Below are 20,875 nucleotides of genomic sequence, written 5' to 3' on the forward strand. Positions count from 1 at the left end.
CGGGAAAAACGCATGTACGCCGTATGCCATCGACCAAACTCCTCGGGCAGATCACGCCACGGGCTACCCGTGCGCGCGATCCACAGCACTGCCTCTACGAACAACCGATTATCTGCACCATGCCGACTCACATCACCAGGCTTACCCGGAACAATGGACTCCAGTCGTCCCCATATCTCATCGGTCAGCAACATTCGACTCATCTTGATCGCTTACGCAAAAGATGAGATATAAACACATTTCTTCAAATGTGAACAGAGCCTAGTGCTTCGTGTCCCACGCTTGCATTGAGCTTGCCCTTGTCGATCAGCCGCTGCACGTTCGATGCGATCCCCGCTTGCGCCTTGTCGAGCGCCTTGGCATCGAGATCGTAAAGCAGGACGGTATGGCCCGCAAGCGCCGCGACTTGCGCGATGCCCGCACCCATCGCGCCCGCGCCGATCACGCCGACGTGCGACGTCGTTCCGATTGCACCTTCGGTCATGGAATATTCCGGATATGCTGCAACGAAGAGAGGGTTCGATAACGCTCAACGCTCGTCGTAACTCACGACGACGCGTTCGCTCACCGGATGACATTGGCAAGTGAGCACAAAACCCTCGTCGATCTCGTGCTGTTCGAGCGTGTAGTTCTTGTCCATCTTCACTTCGCCTTCGATCACCTTCGCCCGGCACGTACAACACACGCCGCCCTTGCATGCATAAGGCAACGCAAGACCCGCCTTGAGGCCGACGTCGAGTACGCTTACGCCCTCATACGGCAAACGCAGCTTGCGACGCTTGCCGTCGATCACGACTTCGAGCTCGGCGGCCGGCGTATCGTCGGTGATCTCAATCGGCGGCACGCCGGCTTGCGGCAGTGGCGTGCCGAAGCGTTCGACATGAATCTGTTTTGTCGCGAGGCCGGAGCTTTTGAGCGCGTTTTCAGCGGCATCCATCATCGGGCCGGGACCGCAAATGAAGGCCTCATCGATCTCGTCAATCGGCAAGAGCGATTCGAGGAATGCACTGCACTTCGCCTGATCCAGCACGCCGTTAAACAATTCGACATCCTGAATATCGTCCGACAATACGTGATAGAGCGAAAAGCGGCTCATGTAACGATTCTTCAGATCTTCGAGTTCCTCGGCAAACATGATCGCGTCGACGCTTCGATTGCCGTACACGAGCGAAAAGCGGCTGGTCGGCTCCATGTCGAGCGTTGTCTTGATGATCGCCAGCACCGGCGTGATGCCGGAACCGCCCGAGAACGCAACGTAATGTTTGCTGTGATCCACGTTCAGATGCGTGAAGAAGCGTCCGTCGGGCGTCATCACGTCGATCTCATGACCCGGCTTGAGCGTATCGAAGGCGAAGTTCGAGAAACGTCCGCCCCGCACGCGCTTGATGCCGATACGCAATTCGCCATCGCGATCGTAGTCGGTCACGCCGACGCAAATCGAATACGAGCGACGCGTCTCTTCGCCGTCGATATGCGTTTTGAGCGTGACGAACTGGCCTTGCGTGAAGCGAAATGCATCGCGCAAATCGGGCGGTACGTCGAAGGACATGGTAACGGCATCGGCGGTTTCGGGCCGAACGTCGCGGATGCGCAGCGGATGGAATTGCGGAGTGGCCATAGGTGCGTGTCGAGTATCAATAAGGCTTGAAGTAATCGAACGGTTCCTTGCATGCGACGCAGCGATACAGCGCCTTGCAGGCAGTGGAACCAAACTGCGCGAGCTTCTCCGTATGCGATGAGCCGCAGCGCGGGCATACGACCGATTCCTTCTTATAAGGCAAGAAACGTATGGGCTTTTCCGTTTGGGCGCACTGCCCTGCAGGCGGCGCAATGCCATATCGACGAAGCTTGTCGCGTGCTTCGTCAGTGATCCAGTCGGTGGTCCACGCGGGCGCCAGCACCGTTTCGACGCGATGCGCGCCGAGGTTGGCATCGTCGATCGCGTGCGCGATATCTTCCGCGATTTGCGAGATCGCGGGACAGCCCGAGTAAGTCGGCGTGATCACCACTTCGAGCACGCCATCGACACTGCGGCGCACGTCGCGCAAAATGCCCAGCTCGCGTATGGAGACGACGGGAATCTCCGGATCGGGCACGGCTTCGAGCACCGACCATACGTGCTCGAGCGATGCATCCTGAGGCGCCGCGTTCGTCACCACGTCGCACCCGGATGTTGACGCGCCAGGCTCTGCATCTCGGCAAGCAGATAGCCCATATGCTCCGAATGTTCGCCGTGCTTGCCTGTACTCACATGTTTGACTTCGGGCGGCATGGCGAGCGTCGCTTCATCGATTGCCGACTGCACTTCTTCGCGCCATGCGGTTTCGACATCGCTTGCGAGCGGCGCAATGCCCGCTTCCGCAACCGCACGTTCGATGTCATCGACGGCGAAAAACTCTCGCGTATAGGGCATCAGATAGTCGAGCGCGGCCTGCGCACGGCGATGCGACTCAGCAGTGCCATCGCCAAAACGCACCAGCCAATCACGCGCATGATGCAGGTGATAACGCGTCTCCTTGATCGACTTCGCCGCGATAGCAGCCAGTTGCGCGTCGTTCGACGTCTGCAATGCGGTCCAGACATTCGCCATCAACATCGAATGGAGAAAGTTGCGAACGATGGTGACCGCATAGTCGCGCTCGGTGCGCACGGTGCCGGCAAACGGACCGACGTGAGGTAACTCGGCGAGCGTGTAATTGGCGAATTCTCGTTCGGTACGAAAATACGCGTAGTCATCCTCAGTTTTTTTCGTTCCCGTCGATGCAGCCTCGATCGTCGCCGCATGCGAGTAAAGCAGACGCGCCTGACCGATCAGATCAAGACTGATATTCGCGAGCGCAATGTCCTCTTCCAGCGCGGGCCCGTGACTGCACCACTCGGCGTTACGCTGACCGAGAATCAGCGCGTTATCCGCGAGTCGCAAAACATAAGCCAGATGAGCGTGTTCGATACCATTCATGAGCGCGCGCTCTTACATGTGATTGATTTCATCGGGCAGCACGAAGAACGTCGGATGGCGATAAATCTTGTCACCCGCCGGCTCGAACAACTCCTCCTTGTCCGCCGGATCCGATGCGGTGATAGCCGCCGACGGCACCACCCAGATACTCACGCCTTCCTGACGACGCGTATAGACATCGCGCGCCATGCGCAGCGCAGCGCTCGCATCGGGCGCATGCAGACTGCCGCAATGCTTGTGATCGAGACCCTGCTTGCTGCGCACGAATACTTCCCAGATCGGCCATTCCTTGTTCATCGTCGATGTCTCCTTCACGCAGCCTGTTGATGAGCGCGCGCTTGCTGTTTTTCTGCATAGGCGAGCGCAGCTTCGCGCACCCATGCGCCGTCGTCGTGCGCTTTCACGCGCGTCGCGAGTCGTTCCTTGTTGCACGGTCCGTCGCCGTTGACGACACGCCAGAACTCGTCCCAATCGATCTCGCCAAAATCGTGCGCGCCGCGTGCCCCGTTCCACTTGAGATCGGGATCGGGCAGCGTGACGCCGAGAATCTTCGCCTGCTCCACGGTTGCATCGACGAACTTCTGCCGCAGGTCGTCGTTCGAAATGCGTTTGATGCCCCACGCGAAAGACTGGCCGCTGTGGATCGAGTCCTTGTCGCTCGGGCCGAACATCATCAGCACCGGCCACCACCAGCGATTCACTGCTTGTTGCACGAGGTCTTTCTGCGCCTGCGTGCCTTTCATCATCGCCAGCAAGGCCTCGAAGCCCTGCCGCTGATGGAACGACTCTTCCTTGCAGATACGAATCATCGCGCACGCGTAGGGACCATACGTGCAGCGGCACAACGGAATCTGATTCATGATGGCCGCGCCATCGACCAGCCAGCCAATCACGCTGACGTCGGCCCAGGTGGGCGTAGATGCTCGAGTACTTCGCCTTCCCCGCATGCAAAGCGGCGACGAGTTGATCGCGCGACACGCCGAGCGTTTCCGCCGCGCTATAAAGATAGAGGCCGTGTCCGCCCTCGTCCTGAACCTTGGCGAGCAAAATGGCCTTGCGCTTGAGGCTGGGCGCGCGGCTGATCCAGTTGCCTTCCGGCTGCATGCCGATGATCTCGGAATGCGCATGCTGCGAAATCTGCCGCACCAATGTCTTTCGATAGGCTTCGGGCATCCAGTCCTGCGCCTCGATCTTGCCGTCGGCTTGCATCACGGCATCGAAACGCGCTTGTTGCGACGTGTCACCCGACGCCGCAGCGTGCGCATCGGGCTCGCGGTTCTGGCCAGAAGGGATATCGAGCGATTGCGTGTACATGCGGAACTCCGCGTCATTTTGAGATGCGATGCACCGCAGTATACCAATTAACCGACCGGACGGTTAATTAATTTTCGAATTGATTTTTTTGGGGAATAGCATCGCGCTAACCCGTATTTAGAATAAAAAATGCCATTCGGCCGTGCGTCTAGTGCCCCATAAATGTGTCTCGCGGGTCGACGCGCTTGTTGCCGGCGCCTGCCTGCGATCCCGAATCGGTCGATGAGCCGTAATCGGTTGCCTGAATCATTGCAACCCGCCTGCTGGTCACGCGGGTTTCGGCAGCCTGGAGTGCCGCCGGATAGTCCGCCTGCTCAGCGGTCGGCCGATATCCGGCCTGCTCGATTCGCACGAGTTCCGCTTTGACTTGAGCACGGCTCACATCGTTTCCCGTATCCGCGTACGATGCGATCGGTGTCACCAGCAAAGCTACGATAGCGATTGTGCAAGGGAAGATTTTCATGCTTGATGCTCCGTCGAATAGGTTTCAAGCCCTGCCTTGGCCACGTTCCAGTGCAAGGGCGGACGGTGAAAAGTGTAGATGCACAGTCCAACGAAATCATTCACCGAGACAAGCAAGCATCTTTACGACGACGGTAAGAAACGCGAAGCCAACAAGCCAACGCGCCCAACAGCCGCTCAATCAACGAGGCGAAGGACGCCCGATTATTCCTGTTCGGACAAAGATCATTCAACAGAATCGCGAATGATCTTCGGCAGCCGCCTATTTAAACTTCGTTCACAAGCTGCCGATGACGAAACGAAGCAACGGCAGCATCCATAGAATCGAATCGGAGGGAAACATCATGAAATCGCTTATTTCCGCAGTCGCCATCGCCGCCACGCTCGCAGCTCCTGCACTCGCTTTTGCACAGCAGTCCGACACGCAATTGACCCGCGCTCAAGTCCGCGCTGAACTCGTTCAATTGGAAAAGGCCGGCTATAACCCGAACATCAACGACGTCGCCTATCCGTCCAACATCCAGGCTGCGCAACAGCGCGTGAGCACGCAGACGCTCGCACAAGCGCCGACGCAAACCAGCGATTACGGCTCGGTAGCAAACGGCACGTCGGATTCGGGTCGCACGAGCGCTGCGCAACCGCGCACCTTCGGCACCTACTTCGGCCAGTAAGCGCCTCGGGCATCGCAGATAAAGAGAGAGCGGCATCGTCGATGCCGCTCTTTTTGCATTTTGCATTCGGCATGCAAGATGCAAAACGCAATATCGGATCAGTTTGCCGGAATGGTGACGACGGGCGCTTTCGTTGTATCGGTAACTTCGGCCAGCGCCATCAGGTTCTGCACCACCGTAAACGCGTATTTCGAATCGAAATCGCTTCGATCGATCCAGTAGTCGGACTTGTCGTACTGCACGGCGACATAGGCATCCTTCGGCGGCTTCGGGCCCACTTTCACGAGAATCGTCGGTCGCGTCTCGCCGCCGATGAGGCCGATGCTCGGCTTGGTCGCGCCGCTATCGACTTGCGTATCCGGCACGGCGATTTGCGCGCCGAGGTCCGTCAGAATGCCGAGAACCGAGCGCGTGACCATTGGAATGCGATCGTGATCGGCGGATTGCCCGTAGACAACCTCATATGTCTTCATCTTCGGCGAGAGATGCAAGAGTCGCCGAACCAGCGCGAGATCGTCGACGACTTGCTTGATCTCGCCACTGCGCGTCGCACCCAGCGTCATAAAGACGCCGCTCTTTTCACCATTGCCGCCCTTCGCATCTTTCGCGTTCTTCTCGTCGTTACTGATCGGACCGCGCGATTCGATATTCAATTCACCAGCGAGTTGCAGACGTCACAAGGCCTGAAGCAAGAGAAAAAACTGTGGCGATCCCGACGCATTCGGTCCGCCGAGCGCCGTGCCGTTCTGCAAACCGGAGATCGATTGCGCGGTGATCCGCAGCAGCAGATCGATCGGCATGCCGCTTTCGGCGAGCGGCAACACGAGCGTCGGCGCGAGCGGACGAATGTATGCGCTCGCGTAGGCATCGCCGGTGGTCGGCGTGAACGTGAAGGTCGGATGGTTCGAATAGGACACGCTTCCGGTCGCCTGCGCATAGTTCGGTTGCGCCCCGGAACCGGCGTTCAGGATCGCGCCGCCCGTCGCATCGAACGTATAGGCCGCGATGATGCTGCTTACCGTGAGAAACGAAGGCGCATCCGCGTAGCGCAATCCGACAATCGCTGAAAGAATTTCACGGTTCTTTGCATCGCCGAGCGTTCGGGCATAGTCGACCTGATCGGCTTTGAGTCGACCGGGGCCGATGCCCGCACAGCCCGTCGTGAGTACGGATACGGAGATGATTGCTGTCGCGAGGGCTTTCCTTGTCATGACATCCGGGTGTTTGAGGAAGGAAGGATCGTCGGCGCGTGGCCGCGGAACACCCGTGCGCGACAGCAATTCTCATACCTTAAGAGCGATGCGATGCGTCGTCGCACATCATGAAATGCGTAGACGCAAGTGGACGCACCGACGACGTGCGTCGCCGGTGTGCTCGACAATCAATGGCCGTCGCGGATTACGAAGCGTCGTCCGGAGCCTGTGTCTTCGATGCTTGCGCTGTTTCCAGTTGCCCCGTTTGTGCGATATGCCGATTCGCCTGCGCGTGCTGCGCGACGAGCGTGTCGAGTCGATCCTGAGCGGAGCGCGGGCCGTCGTCGTGCGCGAAAGCGGGCGCGGCAAACGTTGCACCGATAAAAACGAACACCGTGGCGAAGCGCATTATTGTCATGATTCACCCCACAGCTGAAATATGCGGCAGGTCACCGCATTTCAAGCATCGCACAGGCGTGAAAATGATGCGCGGACGGTGCGTTTCTGCAGTTCAATCAACACCATCCATATTAGTTAGCATAACTATAAATATAACTCACAACAAAAAAACCGAACGCCGAAGCGTCCGGTTTTGTCTCCTGCTATAACCCGCGCGCTTGTCGCGCGAGGCCCGCTTAGAAGCGATGGATGATACCCACGCCCGCCGCGAACATGCTGCGCGATGACGACGGCGCACTTTGGAAGCCGTCGCCGATGGTGGCGTTGGCGGCCGTCTGACGGTTACGCGTCGTGCCCGACGGCACGGCCAGCGTATTGCCGTTGGCGCGCTGGAATGCTTCGAGCGCGTACAGGCCCGTGCGCTTCGACAGCGAGTAGTACTGGGACAGATTGAACTGGTGGTACGACGCTGCGTCGTTGATGCCGTTCGCCTTGCTGGCCCACGTGTAGCTGTAGCCCGCCGCGAAGTCCCACGTCGTCGATGCCTTCCAGTGCAGCACGGTGCCGGCGGTGTTGAACACGGCTTCGTCCGTGAACAGCGAGTTCACGCCCGGGATGTACTGAACGTTCGTGTACGTGACCGAGATGTCGAACGCGCTGTTGAACTGATAGCCGCCCGCCACCGCGAAGCGCTGCTGCGCCTGCGCACGCTGATAACCCGCCGTGATCACCGACACGCCCGGTTGACCGCCGCCGGTCGTGCTCGTCGTGTCGTTGACGGTCGTCGACTGGCTGCTGTAGATGCCGCCGCCGACTGCCGCGTTGTTGATGCGCGAGAACGCGACCGTACCACCGATCGGGCCTTGCTGATACTGCACCGCAGCCGACCACGTCGAGCCTTGATACACGCTGTCCGGAACGCCCGCCTGCGAGTACGAACCGCTGACCGTCAGGCCGTAGAACTTCGGCGACGTGAAGACGATCGAGTTGTTCGCACGATAGATCGTGTCGAGGCCGTCCAGATCGCCCGGGTGCGCGCCGAAGTAGCCCGTCAGCCAGTTCGTCGGGCTATACGGAGCGAGCAGCGTGTAGTAGGACGTGTACTGGCGACCCAAGGTCAACGTACCGTAGGCTGGGTTCGTCAAACCGACCCATGCCTGACGGCCGAACATCGCGTTGGTGAACTGCTGGCCGCCGCTGTTGATGTCGAAACCGGATTCCAACTGGAAAATCGCCTTGTTACCGCCACCCAGATCTTCCGCGCCCTTCAAGCCGAAACGGCTGCCGGCCCAGATGCCCGACGCCATCTTGACGTTCGAGCGACCCGGGGTGGACTTGGCGAGGTTGGTCTGGCTGCTTTGATAGACGATCGAATCGTCGACGATACCGTACAGCGTCACGCTGCTCTGCGCGAACGCCGGAGCGGCGGCGGCGAATGCCGTGACGGCGACGATCGCGGCCTTGGTCAGTTGGAAACCCTTCATTTGTTCTCCTCTATGCGGATAGGCGAATCACGTCGGTGGTGATCGAGTGTTCTTGTCGGCGGCGCTTGCGCGATCCGCTTTGTACCAACTCGTAACTTTTGTCGCTGGCAAGTGTATGGCTTACAGACTCAATGCGAAACAATTAGGCAGGTTTCTGTCGTTTTTTTCACTACATGGTTAACCTGTATTTTCGACATCCCTGAAATTGGCATTTCGGGCATGAAACTGACGACAGGCTGGCGTCAGACCGGCTTGGCTACTGACTGGGTGATGGCTCACTCGAGCGGTTTATTGCATTAAGTCTCTGATTTGTATGGATGGTTTTTTGCATACAAAGAACCAATGCGCAAGCGAATGAGCGTGCGAGCCTCGCAGCGCCGACGAAAACAATGCAATGTCTACGCGGGAGGTAAAAGTGACGACGCCAGAATTAGAAAAGCGATGCGGAGAAACCTTTCATTAACATCGCAAAATGGCAATGGAGAAAGGAAATAGCAGGGAAGAGAATGCGCTGCCCGGAGCCGAGCAGCGCGACAGATTTACGACTCGATCTTCGAACGCAATTCGCGTGCGGTTTCCAGCAAGCCTTCGTAGCCCGAACGCGCGTGCGCCGGCAAATCCGGATCGCCGACGAGCGTGCCTAGCGTCTCGATGATGCTGTACACGATGCCGCGCGCCGCGTGCGCGGCGATCTTGCCCGCCGCGAAGGATTCGTCGACGTGACTGAGCGCCGCGTCGAAATGCTCGACATCGGGATGGCCGTCGCCGATGGTCTGATCGGCGCGCGGCTCGCGCGGGTCGGTCGGATCGCTGCTCATGATGATGGTCCTCCTGACGTGTTTTACCTTTCCTGTATAGCGCCGCGCGACGCTCGCGGCAATGCGGGCGAACGACGCATCGCCGCCCGCGCGGGCGCGGCGCTACGAAGCCGGCAGTTCCTGTATCGGTTGAATAAACAGCACACGACGGCCATCGTGACCGTCGTGACCGCGCTCCGCTTGCGCCCGGCTCGGCACGCCGCGCTCCATCAGCAGCGCGCGCAGATCGATGATGACCGGAAACACCTCGTGATTATGATCGGCGCCCTGCCGGTCATGCGCTTCCTGTTCGCGTTCGACGATCCAGCGATCTTCCTTGAAAATGCGCTCCGTAAACCACACGAGCAGCGGCCACGCGGTATCCAGCAGAACGGGGATTTTCGGGCGACGGATCGACAACAGACCGAAGGTGCGATTGGTGCGCTGCTCAGCGTCGAGCGGCACGTAGGCGATCCACAGATCCATCACCATGGTGTCGTCCTTGGTGCGGATTTTCAGCGTCTGATACGGGTATTCGGTGCGCACGGTCATCACGTCCTTGTGCGCGGTGTCCGGTTGCGTGCCGCGCTTCTGCCCGAACACCAACGCCTCGCCGATCGGCTGCTTGCCGGCCTCGCGCGCGAAGGTGTAATCGACCTCGATCCAGTCTTCGCCGCGTCGACGGCCGAGCGAACGGGCGCGCATGCTGCCCATCTGCCGGCGATGCAGAAACTGATGGTTCATATCCATCAGATTTTCGTGCATGAAGCTGTAATGACACTTGACCTCGCGCCCGAAGCGGCGCGTCTTATAGGCCTTGTCGGTCGCCGAGACGAGGTCGGGAAACTTCGCATCGGCCGCCAGCGACGGATCGCCCGTGAACACGAAAATCAGCCCCGCCTCTTCCCGGCACGGATACGCGCGCACGCCGTTCGGCAGACGCTCGCGACCGAGATAAGGAATGTCCGTGCATCGGCCGGTGCAGTCATACGTCCAGCCGTGATAGCAGCACCGAATCGATTCGCCATCGACAACGCCCGCATGCAGCGGCACCTGACGATGCGCGCAGCGATCTTCCAGCGCGAACACCTTGCCGCTTTCCGGCCGCACGAGGACGATCGGCTCGCCCGCGAAACGCACGCCGTGCGCGCGTCCGCGCTTCACTTCGTGCGACCACGCGAGCGGATACCAATGATCGGGATGGATGTCGATGCGGCGCAGATCGCGCGGCGGGCTGGCGGATGAATCGACGGAACCGGCTTCTTGCTCCCCCTGCGGCAACGCTGCGTGCATGTACGACGCCTCCGTTGAATGACGGATCGGATGGCACGCCGCGCGTACGTTTGCCGGACCTGGGACGGTCCGTCGAACGGGGATGAACGTGCGGCGCATTGAACGACCATTCGCAGTCTACACGGCGACGATCGTTTCGGTGCGCGGACGATAGGTGGGGCTTATGCGGGTGGGTCCGACACGCGGCATCGGCGATGGCATTTTGCGTAATGCATTCAAACCGCGGGAAGCAGAAACCGCATTTTGAATGCAATAAAGAGCAATCGTCGGCCTCACCCTTCCTTTCGAAAGACCACGCTGAAGTTGTTGGCGGGCATGTCGACGATCTCGACGAATGTGAAACCGTTCGTCGCGGCGAGCGTCTGCACGGCTTCCAGATCGCGCACGCCCCAGCGAGGGTCGTTGGCCCGCAACTGCGCATCGAAGGCTTCGTTGCTCGGCGCGGTATAGGCGCCGTTGCGTCGATACGGCCCGTACAGGTACAGTACGCCCCCCGCGCCTAGTCGCGCGGCCGCGCCGCGAAACAGGCCTTCGACGGCTTGCCAGGGCGCGATATGGATCATGTTGATGCAGACCACGGCCGCGACTTCGCCGATGCCCCAATCGTCCGCGGTGACATCGAGCGCGAGCGGCGCGGCGAGATTCGGCAGTTGCGCATGCGCGCGCCATGCGGCAATCGACGCGCAGGCATCGGCGCTCGGATCGCTCGGCTGCCAGACGATGCCCGTCAGCGCCGCTACACAGTGCACCGCGTGCTGACCGGTCCCGCTGGCGATTTCCAGCACGGTGCCCGTTCCCGGCAACACGCGTTCGAGAACCGCGAGAATGGCATCGCGATTGCGTTCGGCGGCGGGTGCGCGGCGTCGCACCGCGACATCGGACGATGAGGAAGCGTGCGGATCGGGCGGGGTCGAGGTCATCGTGGATGAATGCTCACGCGAGAGTGGGAAGTCGGCGCGAGACTAAACGCGACGGCGACTTAGCGTCAAGATTTGGCGTCAAGTTTGCATCCGCCGGGGAAACATGGCTCGATTCGTGCTGCGAGCCCCGTCGGACACGCGTTGCGCCATCAAACCTGTGTATGCTCCGGGATAATCTGCACGCGCAAGGTATTTTGCATGCAGGTAGATTGCATACCGCATGCCAGGCGTGCATGCATCGAGAAGGTATTTTGCATGCAAACGCCATTGCCGTTTCGAAGCTACGAGCCCGAAGCGGGCCGCGACGGGTCGACGACACACGACAACCGCGCGATCCGCCGCCGACGCAATCCGATCCCCGCCCGCATCACGCGGTGCGATCGACACGGAGTTAGATCATGCAAGACCCGCAAGACCGCGACGACATGCAGAATCCGCACGATCCGGCCAACAGCACGCCCGACGACGACATGATCGCGTTCGCGCGCGAAGTATTCGACGTCGCCCGCCGGGGCGATGCCGCGATGCTCGACGCGCTGCTCGCCAAGGGCCTGCCGCCGAATCTGCGCAACGACAAGGGCGACAGCCTGGTGATGCTGGCAAGCTATCATGGCCACGCCGACGCGGTGCGCGTGCTGCTCGAACACAAGGCGGATGCGAACCTGCGCAACGACAACGGCCAGACGCCGATCGCGGGCGCCGCGTTCAAGGGCTTCACGGACGTCATCGAGACGCTGCTTTCGCACGGCGCGGATGTCGAAGGGGCATCGCCCGATGGCCGCACCACGCTGATGATCGCGGCGATGTTCAATCGCGTCGAAATCGTCGACCTGCTGATTGCACGCGGCGCGAATCCGGATGCGCGCGACGCCAACGGTTTTTCCGCCCGCGACGCCGCAGAAAAAATGGGCGCGCCCGATACGGCCGCCCGGCTCGCCGCCGCGAATCCGCGTGGCTGAGCGCGATGCATCGGCATTTGGCATTCAAAATTAATTCGATACATTCGACACGCGTGAACACACACGGTAGGCTCGACTTCATCCGCAATCAATCCGTTTCGACAGGATGCCGGCCACGCTGCGGCACGGCATCCGCGAGACAATCTGACCCAGGCAGGTGGCCCGGAAACATGGAGCTTTTGTGATGACAGGCGGTGTCCCGCATCGAGGCGACGCCCGATCGAGCGGCCTGGCGGCATTCAGATGCGCGTACTGCGCGCGCCGCGTCCTGCAGACCGTCATCCGATGGTCGATCGTGTCGGGCACGCGACTCATGCCGCTGATGTGGCGCATCCACGCCCGGCGATTCCCGGCGCGGCTGGCCACGACCGGCCTGCCCGTCGCCGCCGCGCTCGCGCTATCGGCCTGCGGCCTGCTGCCGACGCAAACGCCCGCGCCGATCGTCGAGCATTCCTATATTCCGTCGCCGAACGAAACCGAGACCGAAGCGGCCGAGCCCGAAGAACCCGCGTCGACGCCTGCCGTGCCGGAGCCCGCTTCGGCGCCCAAGCCCGCGCCCGCGCCGAAACCCAAGCGCAAGATCGTCAAGCCGAAGCCGCCCGAGCCGCCGCCTGCACCGCCGGAACCTCCGCCGCCACCGCAAATCATCACGACGCGCCTGATGCAGCACGAGCAATTGCACGGCTTGCTCGATGCCGAAGTGCAGCGTCCCGATGGCAAGGTCGTCGGCCGCGCGGTCGACATGTACGTCGATGCATCGTCGAAACCGAAGCTGCTGATGGTCAATCTCGCGGGCTTCATGGGCGTCGGCGATCGCAAGGTGAATTTTCCGTGGAGCGCGTTCAAGTTCACGCCGAACGCCAAACCCGCACCGATTACCTTCGTGTCGCCCGCGCCGGCCGCCAAGGGCAAGCCCGCGGACCCGGTGCCGAAACCGCAACCGGTGAACGAAACGCTGGCCAATCTGCTGCAACTGGTCGATTCGACGGTCACGCAAAAGAGCGGCGCGCGCATCGGCCGGGTGGTCGACGTGCTGGTCGACGCGCAGGCCGAACCGCAGGCGCTGGTGCTCGATCTGTCGACGTCGCTGGCGGAGGACAAGCGGCATATCGCGGCGAGCTGGGGCGATCTGCATGTCGTCATGCGCAACAAACAGCCGATGCTGCAGATGGATTTCAACGAAGCGCAGCTGAAGGCGTCGCCCACTTACGCGGCCGATCAGCCGATCAAGATCGTGTCGCCGGTGGATAGCGCCGCGGCGGCGGCATCGGCGGCGTCCGCTGCTTCGGCCGCGTCGGCGAGCAGCGCGGCTTCGGCGGCAACGGCAACATCGACGCCCGCGTCGGCGGCCAGTCCCGGCGCCGCGCCAAAAGCCACCTCGGGGACGGCGACGCCTAAAGCGACCTCGGCGCCGCCCGCGGCGGCCGCGAAAACGACTTCCGGCGCAGCAAAAGTATCGAAGAGCGGAACGTCGGCTTCCGGTTCGGTCGCGCCGCAGCAGCCGTCGTCGGGAACGCGTCTCGCCCGGTGACAGATAACGGATAACGACATCGATCGACGAATCACAACATGGTAATTGCACGCAGTCTGCGCGCGCTCGACTGGCTCAACTTCTTCGTCGCCAACGTGCAGACCGGCTTCGGCCCTTTCATCGCGTCGTACCTTGCGGCCAATAAATGGACGCAGGGCGAGATCGGCCTGATGCTCTCCGTCGGCACGATCAGCGCGATGGCGAGCCAGCTGCCGGCAGGCGCACTCGTCGATGCGATGCGCAACAAGAAGTTCGCCGCGCTCTCCGCGATCGTCGCGATCATCGCGAGCGCGTTGCTGCTCGCCGCGAGCCCGACCTTCATCCCCGTGTTCGCGGCGGAAGTGCTGCACGGCTTCGCCAGTTGCATGCTGGTGCCGGCGATGGCGGCGATTTCGCTCGCCCTCGTGTCGCGCGCGGATCTCGGCGACCGGCTCGGCCGCAATGCGCGCTGGGCGTCGATCGGCAGCGCGCTGACGGCGGCGCTGATGGGCGCGTTCGGCGAATATCTGTCGCTGCGCTCGGTCTTTTTCCTGACGGCGGCGCTGGCGTTGCCGGCCATCGTCGCGCTGCGCATGATCCATTACGATGCACCGCCGCTCGCGCCGCCCGTGCCGCCCGGCAAGCCCAAGCTCACGCCCGAAGGCGAAAAGCGCGAGTCCTTGCGCGAACTGCTCAAGGACCGGCGTCTGCTGATTTTTGCGGCGTGCGTGGTGCTGTTTCACCTCTCGAATGCGGCGATGCTCAATCTCGCCGCCGGCGAAGTCACGGCGCACATGGGCGACAACGTGCAACTGGTGATCGCAGCCTGCATCATCGTGCCGCAGTTCATCGTCGCGGCGCTGTCGCCATGGGTCGGCCGTCAGGCGCAGAACTGGGGACGTCGCCCGGTGCTGATTCTCGGCTTCTGCGCCCTGCCGCTGCGGGCGATCCTGTTCGCCGGCGTCAGCACGCCCTACCTGCTGGTGCCGGTGCAGATGCTCGACGGCATCAGCGCGGCCGTGTTCGGCGTGATGCTGCCGCTGATCGCGGCGGACGTCGCGGGCGGGCGCGGGCATTACAACCTGACGATCGGCTTCTTCGGCCTGGCGGCGGGCGTGGGCGCGACCTTGTCGACGGCGGCAGCGGGTTTCGCCGCCGATCGCTTCGGCACGACGATAAGCTTCTTCGGCCTCGCCGCCGCCGGTCTGCTGGCCGTGCTGATGGTCTGGCTCGCGATGCCGGAGACGCGCGGGTCCAACGTGGAGCAGAAGGCCGCCAAACCGCCTGTCGAAGCGTAGGGGTCGATCAATCGTTTGCTCGAATTTGTATTCGGTGTTTTGCATGCAATCGTGACGCAGCGCTTTTGCATTTCGCAAGATGCATGCAAAACGCCGGGGCTTATTTCGCGCGATCGAGCGGCTTCAGATCGCCGAGCAGCGTCGGAATCAGTTCGCTGACGGTCGGATGAATATGCATTGCGCGTTGCAGCGTAGTGTACGGCGCGTCCGCGTTCATGATGTCGATGAAGGTGTGGATCGCCTCGTCGCCTTCGATGCCGTAAATCGCCGCGCCCAGAATGCGTTCGGTGCGCGCATCGACCAGCGCCTTCATGAAGCCGTCGGTCTCGCCACGCTCGCGCGCGCGGCCGACGCGTGACATCGGCATGGTCGCGATCAGCGCGTCGCGGCCATCGCGGCGCACCTCTTCCTCGCTCATGCCGACGCGCGCGAACGGCGGATCGACGAATACCGCATACGCCATGATGCGATCGTCGACACTGCGCGATTCGCCGTCCAGCACGTTCGCCGCGATGATTTCGTAGTCGTTCCACGACGTATGCGTGAACGCGCCGCGCCCGTTGACATCGCCGAGCGCCCAGATGCCGTCGACCTTCGTGCGGAGCTGGTCGTCGACGTCGATCATCCCGTGTTTGTTCACCGCGATACCCGCGTGCTCGAGACCCAGATCGTCGGTATTCGGTGTGCGGCCGGTCGCGAACAGCAGATGCGACGCGTCGATGGTTTCATCGCCCGTGACGATGCGCACGCCGCCGTTTGCCGGTTCCACGCGCTGAGGCTGCGTCCCGAATCGGAACTCGACGCCTTCGCGCGCGAGCACGTCCTGCATGGCGCGCGCGACGTCCTCGTCCTCACGCGTCAGAATGCGCTCGCCGCGCACCAACAGCGTGACGCGACTCCCGAAGCGCCTGAACATCTGCCCGAATTCCAGCGCGATATAACTTGCGCCGATGATAACGAGATGCCGGGGCACTTCGGTTAGTTCGAGCACCGTCGAGTTGGTGAGATAAGGAATCTGTTCGAGACCTTCGAGCGCCGGGACGGCCGCGCAGGTGCCGGTGTTGATGAAGATACGATCGGCGTCGATGTCCTGCGTCGTGCCGTCCTCAGCCTCGATGCGTAGCGCGTGCGGCCCCGTAAAGCGCGCATGCCCTTGGAAGACGCTCAGGTTCGTCGTGCCGCGCAGCCACTTCTCGATGCCATCGCGCGACCCGCCGATCACCTCGTCCTTGCGCGCCTTCACGCGCGCCATGTCGATGCGAACATCGCCGTCGATCAAGACGCCGTAGTTCGCCGCCGTGCGCGCGACATGCGCGGCCCGCGCGCTCGCGACATACGTCTTGGTCGGCGTACATCCGACATTCACACACGTACCGCCGAACAGATGCGCCGCTCGATCACGGCCGTGCGCTTGCCGCTCTGCGCCAGTCGCGCGTCGAACCGCCCTGCCCCGTGCCGATCACCGCCGCGTCGAAATGCTCTGATATGCTGGCCTCCTGGTCGATACGCCGTCGTGCGATTCAGGCGCACGGCCATATTACGCGTAACGCCTTCGACGGGCATCGAAGCGGCATTTTGCATACAAAGCACAAAACGCCCACAAACCTCATATGACAGGCATAGCCCGTGCTTCGTCGGTCTTGACCATTTCGCCCTCCGGCACGCGCGTGTGCCGTTCCAGACTACGTGGATGCTTCATGACCGAGACGTTGTGGTTTCTCGTCGTCGGCGGCGTGCTCATCTTTATGGGCCTAGCCAGTTCGACCTTCCGGCGTTTGCCGATCAGCACGGCGATGTGCTATCTCGCGATCGGCTTCGCGCTTGGCCCGGGCGCGGCCAATCTGCTGAATATCGATCTCGGCAGCGATGCGACCATCCTCAGGCGCATCACGGAAGTCGCGATGCTGGTCTCGCTGTTCGCCATCGGCTTGCGTCTGCGCGTGCCGCCGACCGACCGCATGTGGATCCTGCCGATGCGGCTCGGCTTCGTCGCGATGGTGCTGACGGTCACCGCAATGACCCTTTTCTGCGCCTTTGCGCTCGGCTTAAGCTGGGGACCCGCGCTGCTGCTCGCCGCGATGCTCGCGCCGACCGATCCCGTCCTCGCGCACGACGTGCAAGTCGAAACGCCGGGCGATATCGATCTGCTGCGCTTTTCGCTCACCGGCGAAGGCGGTTTGAACGACGGCATCGCGTTGCCGTTCGCGCTGCTGGGCATCGCCGTCTGCCGCTACGAAGCGACGCCCAGCGTCGCGCTGCACTGGGCGTTCGCGGCGCAGGCGGCGTGGGGCCGCCGGAGCGCTGGCGAGCGGCTGGCTGCTGGGCGAGTTGTCGGTGCGTCTGGTGGCCTATCTGCGCACGCGACATGGCGAGGCGCTCGGCCCGGAAGGCTTCTATGCGCTCGGTCGATCGCGCTGTCTTACGGCGTCGCCGAATTGCTGCACACCTACGCGTTCCTCGCCGTGTTCGCAGCGGGCCTGGCGACGCGCCGCGTCGAACAGAAAGCGAGCGGCGGCAAGTCGGCGCGCGAGGCGGTCGGCACCATCGATGCCGACGACGTGCCCGCGACGGCCGCCGATCCGGCACGCGCCCACGCCTTCATGGCGGAACGCGTGCACGGCTTCACCATCGAGCTGGAGCGCATCGCCGAAGTGGCGATCATGCTGATCGTCGGCGCGGTGCTGGCGACGATCTGGCGCGAGCTTTTTACGTGGAAAGCGCTGATTCTGATCGTCGGGCTATTCGTCGTCGTGCGGCCGTTGGCAGTTGAAATATCGCTGATCGGATCGAGCGCCGCTGCTGGACAACGGCGCCTGATGAGTTGGTTCGGCATTCGCGGCGTCGGCTCGTTCTACTACCTGCTCTATGCGCTCGAACACGCGCCGCGTGCCGCCGCCGCGCCGCTGGTGCCGCTCGTCATTGCGGCCATCGCCGCATCGGTGATCGTGCACGGCATTACCGCGACGCCGCTCATGAAACGCTATCAGCGCATCACCGCCGACGAATAGCGACGAACAGCATGCTGCATGCAAAATGCGAATTCCAATCCAATCGTTTGGCATTCGGCATAACGCATGCAAAATGCAGGTTCCAGGTCAGTCAAGGAGCGCAAAAGCGTGAAGCATCTGCTGTTCTTTTGCGGCCACGCGGGTAGCGGGAAAACCACGCTGGCCAAACGGCTGTTTTCCCCGCTAATGCACGCCAGCGGCGAACCCTTCTGCCTGCTCGACAAGGACACGCTCTACGGCGCATACAGCGCGGCGGCAATCGGCGAGTTGACCGGCGATCCGCACGATCGCGACAGCCCGCTGTTTATCCAGAATCTGCGCGACCCGGAATATCGCAGTCTCGTCGATACCGCTGCGGAGAATCTCGCGCTAGGCGTGAGCGTGATCGTCGTAGCGCCACTTTCCCGCGAAGTTCGCGAAGGCCGCTTGTTCGATCGCGCGTGGCTAGGTATCGGCGATGACGTCGCGATTCGCGTCGTGTGGACGCATGTGCGCGAGGATGTGGCGCGCGAGCGCATCGTCGCGCGGTGCGATCCGAACGATGCATACAAACTCGCGCACTGGGAGGAATATCGTCAGCGCCTGTTCGTGCCTGACGAAGCGCTTGCGAAGACGCTGCTGATGTTCGACACCAGCACGCCCTCGCAACCGGACTACGACGCGCTGCTCACGCGTCTGGTCGCATCGAACTGATCAGGCCGCAGCGAGCGCCCGCTCCGCGACGATCGCACTCGCGCCTTCGTACAGCTTGCCGAATCGATTGGCGAGGAATGCATCGAGCGGCACTTGCTCCTGACGAACGAAGCCGCTTTGCGGAAGCACGCCTTCACGGAACAGGTCGAGTTCGGCACAGATCGCGCCGGCCGTGGTGATCTGAATCGCGCTCATTGGCATGCCGCACACCTGCTTGGCGAAAATCTTGCGCGTGAACACGTCCTGCACAAGTTGGCCGTGACGCATGCCCGTGACCGTGACAAAAATCAGCACCACGTCCTGCGCGGTCGACGGCACCGCGCGCTTGAGCATCGTCTTCAAGCCATCGCGGTCGCTTGCCATGCGCAGATCGTCGAGCAGAAATTTCATCAACTCGCGATGCCCCGGATAACGCACCGACTTGTAGTCGAGCGATTCGACCTTGCCCGCAAGCGTTTCGCATAGCGTGCCGAGTCCGCCCGACGTATTGAACGCCTCGTACTCGATGCCATCCAGCGAAAAATGTTCGACACCTTCGAGCGGCTGAACCCATTGCGTGCGTCCTTCGCGAATCGCTTCGCAAGGCTGGCAATATTCGTTGATCAGACCGTCGATGCTCCACGTCAGGTTGTACTTCAGCGCGTTCGTCGGAAACTCGGGCAGCGCGCCCACGCGCATCTTTACTTCGCGAACGTCGTCGAGGCGCTTCGCCAGATCGTGCGCGACGATGCCGATGAAACCGGGCGCAAGACCGCACTGCGGCATGAATGCCTGCACGCTGTCTTCCGCGATCGCGCGGATCGCATGCGTCGCGCGAACATCCTCGGTCAGATCGAAATAGTGAATGCCCGCTGAACGCGCCGCCGATGCGACGCCGATCGCAAGGTAATACGGCAACGCGTTGACCAACGCATCGAAGCCTATGAGCGCCTGACGTAACGCGGATGTATCCGCCGAATCGACGCGGCGCGTGGCGATGCCTTGTGCATCGAGCAAGGCCAATGCGTGTTCGTCGCGGTCGAATGCGACCACGTCGAAGTCTCCGGTTTCGCGCAGCAGATTCGCAATGCTTTGACCGATCAGGCCGGCGCCGACGAGGGCTACTTTCATCGTCTTCTCCTTGTGTGTTGTTGCGTTCGGCTCGTCGATGCGAGCGATTCATCACACAGTGTAGGAGCGCGCGAATATTGATCACAGACGCAAAATGATGCGCTTCGACCATGATTTTCGTCATTTCGACGACGGTTTAATGCATTTTGTATGCAACCGCTTGATTTTCCTATCCGGCGCGGTCGATTTTGCGCGCCAGGATGATCGACGTCGTCGTGCGTTCGACGCCCTCCAGCGCGCCGATTTCGTCCAGCAGATCGTTCAGGCGATCGGGCAAATCCGCACGCAACCACGCGACGTAATCGAACTCGCCGCTCACCGCGCAGAGCAATTGAAGCTCGGGCATGCGCGCGAAACGCTTCTGCACATCGCGGCCGAACTTCGGCGCGAGCTTGATGCCCACATAAGCCTGAATGCTGGCGTCGAGCACGTCCTGCCCGAGCCGCACGCCGTAGCCCGCGATGACGTTGTTCTTTTCGAGCCGCGCGATGCGCGCGATCACCGTCGTGCGCGCCACGCCCAACTGGCGCGCAAGGTTGGCGACGCTTTCGCGAGCGTTCATCTGCAAAAGCGCAACGAGGTTGCGGTCGATTTCGTCGAGTTGATCGAGGCGCGGCGGTCTCATGTCGTCCCTCTTCGTTTGAATTTTGCGTTATGTGTTTTGCATGCCAACCGGTACTAGTGTTCCGTCCCAGAAATAACTTTACATAAATCCAACATGTTCTATGATCGACTTATGGTGTGCGGGAGACGATCGTGGGACGTAAGGGAATCGAGGTTCTCGTGTCCAATCTGGAGCGAGAAC

Annotated in this window: 20 protein-coding genes and 3 pseudogenes; 6 read left to right on the plus strand and 17 right to left on the minus strand. The window is 61.7% G+C overall.

Annotation, left to right across the window (positions count from 1 at the left end; all coding sequences use genetic code 11):
• The 8 genes and pseudogenes from BVER_RS30215 to BVER_RS16150 all read right to left on the minus strand — a co-directional run.
• On the minus strand, positions 1-203 hold a 203-nt coding region (locus BVER_RS30215), incomplete at its 3' end, for a transposase (RefSeq protein WP_157056080.1).
• Positions 204-244: 41 nt separating this feature from the next.
• Positions 245-484 (minus strand): 3-hydroxyacyl-CoA dehydrogenase NAD-binding domain-containing protein, encoded by a 240-nt coding sequence (locus BVER_RS16120; RefSeq protein WP_050454177.1) that lies wholly within the window; start codon positions 482-484, stop codon positions 245-247.
• Between the two features lie 45 nt (positions 485-529).
• The gene (gene paaE / locus BVER_RS16125; RefSeq protein ID WP_050454178.1) at positions 530-1,618 is read right to left on the minus strand and encodes a 1,2-phenylacetyl-CoA epoxidase subunit PaaE; all 1,089 of its coding nucleotides are present in this window, start codon (positions 1,616-1,618) and stop codon (positions 530-532) included.
• A gap of 16 nt (positions 1,619-1,634) precedes the next feature.
• Complete coding sequence (gene paaD, locus BVER_RS16130; RefSeq protein ID WP_050454179.1) at positions 1,635-2,159, minus strand: 1,2-phenylacetyl-CoA epoxidase subunit PaaD; 525 nt, start codon at positions 2,157-2,159, stop codon at positions 1,635-1,637.
• Positions 2,153-2,959, minus strand: a complete 807-nt coding sequence (gene paaC / locus BVER_RS16135; protein WP_050454180.1) for a 1,2-phenylacetyl-CoA epoxidase subunit PaaC — start codon at positions 2,957-2,959, stop codon at positions 2,153-2,155. Before paaC ends, paaD begins: the two co-directional genes overlap by 7 nt.
• Before the next feature lie 12 nt (positions 2,960-2,971).
• Positions 2,972-3,256 carry a 1,2-phenylacetyl-CoA epoxidase subunit PaaB gene (gene paaB / locus BVER_RS16140; RefSeq protein WP_017226859.1) on the minus strand — a complete coding sequence of 95 codons (285 nt, stop codon included), beginning with the start codon at positions 3,254-3,256 and terminating at the stop codon, positions 2,972-2,974.
• A 14-nt stretch (positions 3,257-3,270) separates the two neighbouring features.
• Positions 3,271-4,273: pseudogene (gene paaA, locus BVER_RS16145) on the minus strand (1,2-phenylacetyl-CoA epoxidase subunit PaaA).
• Positions 4,274-4,421: 148 nt separating this feature from the next.
• The gene (locus BVER_RS16150) at positions 4,422-4,736 is read right to left on the minus strand and encodes a DUF4148 domain-containing protein (protein WP_050454181.1); all 315 of its coding nucleotides are present in this window, start codon (positions 4,734-4,736) and stop codon (positions 4,422-4,424) included.
• 343 nt (positions 4,737-5,079) lie between these two features.
• Between BVER_RS16150 and BVER_RS16155 the strand changes: the two genes are divergently transcribed.
• Entirely contained in the window at positions 5,080-5,406 is a 327-nt protein-coding gene (locus tag BVER_RS16155) for a DUF4148 domain-containing protein (RefSeq protein WP_050454192.1), read from the plus strand.
• Between the two features lie 98 nt (positions 5,407-5,504).
• On the opposite strand, the pseudogene BVER_RS16160 reads toward BVER_RS16155, so the two are convergent.
• The 6 genes and pseudogenes from BVER_RS16160 to BVER_RS16185 all read right to left on the minus strand — a co-directional run bounded on the left by BVER_RS16160 (position 5,505) and on the right by BVER_RS16185 (position 11,492).
• Positions 5,505-6,617 (minus strand): annotated as a pseudogene (locus BVER_RS16160) (hypothetical protein).
• A gap of 187 nt (positions 6,618-6,804) precedes the next feature.
• Entirely contained in the window at positions 6,805-7,017 is a 213-nt protein-coding gene (locus BVER_RS16165) for a hypothetical protein (protein ID WP_050454182.1), read from the minus strand.
• 217 nt (positions 7,018-7,234) lie between these two features.
• A complete protein-coding gene (locus BVER_RS16170; protein WP_050454183.1) occupies positions 7,235-8,482 on the minus strand; it encodes a porin in 1,248 nt (415 codons plus the stop codon).
• A 539-nt stretch (positions 8,483-9,021) separates the two neighbouring features.
• Complete coding sequence (locus tag BVER_RS16175; protein WP_050454184.1) at positions 9,022-9,300, minus strand: hypothetical protein; 279 nt, start codon at positions 9,298-9,300, stop codon at positions 9,022-9,024.
• Between the two features lie 102 nt (positions 9,301-9,402).
• Complete coding sequence (locus BVER_RS16180) at positions 9,403-10,572, minus strand: Rieske 2Fe-2S domain-containing protein (protein ID WP_050454185.1); 1,170 nt, start codon at positions 10,570-10,572, stop codon at positions 9,403-9,405.
• A 272-nt stretch (positions 10,573-10,844) separates the two neighbouring features.
• On the minus strand, positions 10,845-11,492 hold the full coding sequence (locus tag BVER_RS16185; protein ID WP_050454186.1) for a DUF938 domain-containing protein: 648 nt from the start codon (positions 11,490-11,492) through the stop codon (positions 10,845-10,847).
• Between the two features lie 425 nt (positions 11,493-11,917).
• On the opposite strand from BVER_RS16185, the gene BVER_RS16190 reads away from it, so the two are divergent.
• From BVER_RS16190 to BVER_RS16200, 3 genes are all read left to right on the plus strand, one after another.
• A complete protein-coding gene (locus BVER_RS16190; RefSeq protein ID WP_157056081.1) occupies positions 11,918-12,451 on the plus strand; it encodes an ankyrin repeat domain-containing protein in 534 nt (177 codons plus the stop codon).
• Positions 12,452-12,635: 184 nt separating this feature from the next.
• Positions 12,636-13,982, plus strand: a complete 1,347-nt coding sequence (locus BVER_RS31585) for a hypothetical protein (protein WP_232316575.1) — start codon at positions 12,636-12,638, stop codon at positions 13,980-13,982.
• Positions 13,983-14,020: 38 nt separating this feature from the next.
• The gene (locus BVER_RS16200) at positions 14,021-15,259 is read left to right on the plus strand and encodes an MFS transporter (protein WP_050454188.1); all 1,239 of its coding nucleotides are present in this window, start codon (positions 14,021-14,023) and stop codon (positions 15,257-15,259) included.
• Positions 15,260-15,359: 100 nt separating this feature from the next.
• Here the strand turns inward: BVER_RS16200 and BVER_RS16205 are convergent.
• A pseudogene (locus BVER_RS16205) lies at positions 15,360-16,746 on the minus strand (FAD-containing oxidoreductase).
• 210 nt (positions 16,747-16,956) lie between these two features.
• On the opposite strand from BVER_RS16205, the gene BVER_RS16210 reads away from it, so the two are divergent.
• A complete protein-coding gene (locus BVER_RS16210; RefSeq protein ID WP_198155272.1) occupies positions 16,957-18,267 on the plus strand; it encodes a cation:proton antiporter in 1,311 nt (436 codons plus the stop codon).
• Positions 18,268-18,375: 108 nt separating this feature from the next.
• Positions 18,376-18,960: a P-loop nucleotide/nucleoside kinase family protein gene (locus BVER_RS16215; protein WP_083452213.1), complete on the plus strand. Its 585-nt coding sequence runs from the start codon at positions 18,376-18,378 to the stop codon at positions 18,958-18,960.
• On the opposite strand, the gene BVER_RS16220 is transcribed toward BVER_RS16215, so the two are convergent.
• On the minus strand, positions 18,961-20,070 hold the full coding sequence (locus BVER_RS16220; protein WP_050454190.1) for a saccharopine dehydrogenase family protein: 1,110 nt from the start codon (positions 20,068-20,070) through the stop codon (positions 18,961-18,963).
• A 169-nt stretch (positions 20,071-20,239) separates the two neighbouring features.
• Positions 20,240-20,695: an Lrp/AsnC family transcriptional regulator gene (locus tag BVER_RS16225; RefSeq protein WP_050454191.1), complete on the minus strand. Its 456-nt coding sequence runs from the start codon at positions 20,693-20,695 to the stop codon at positions 20,240-20,242.
• Positions 20,696-20,875 lie beyond the last annotated feature (180 nt).

Source organism: Candidatus Burkholderia verschuerenii (assembly GCF_001189365.1).
Classification (GTDB): domain Bacteria; phylum Pseudomonadota; class Gammaproteobacteria; order Burkholderiales; family Burkholderiaceae; genus Caballeronia; species Caballeronia verschuerenii.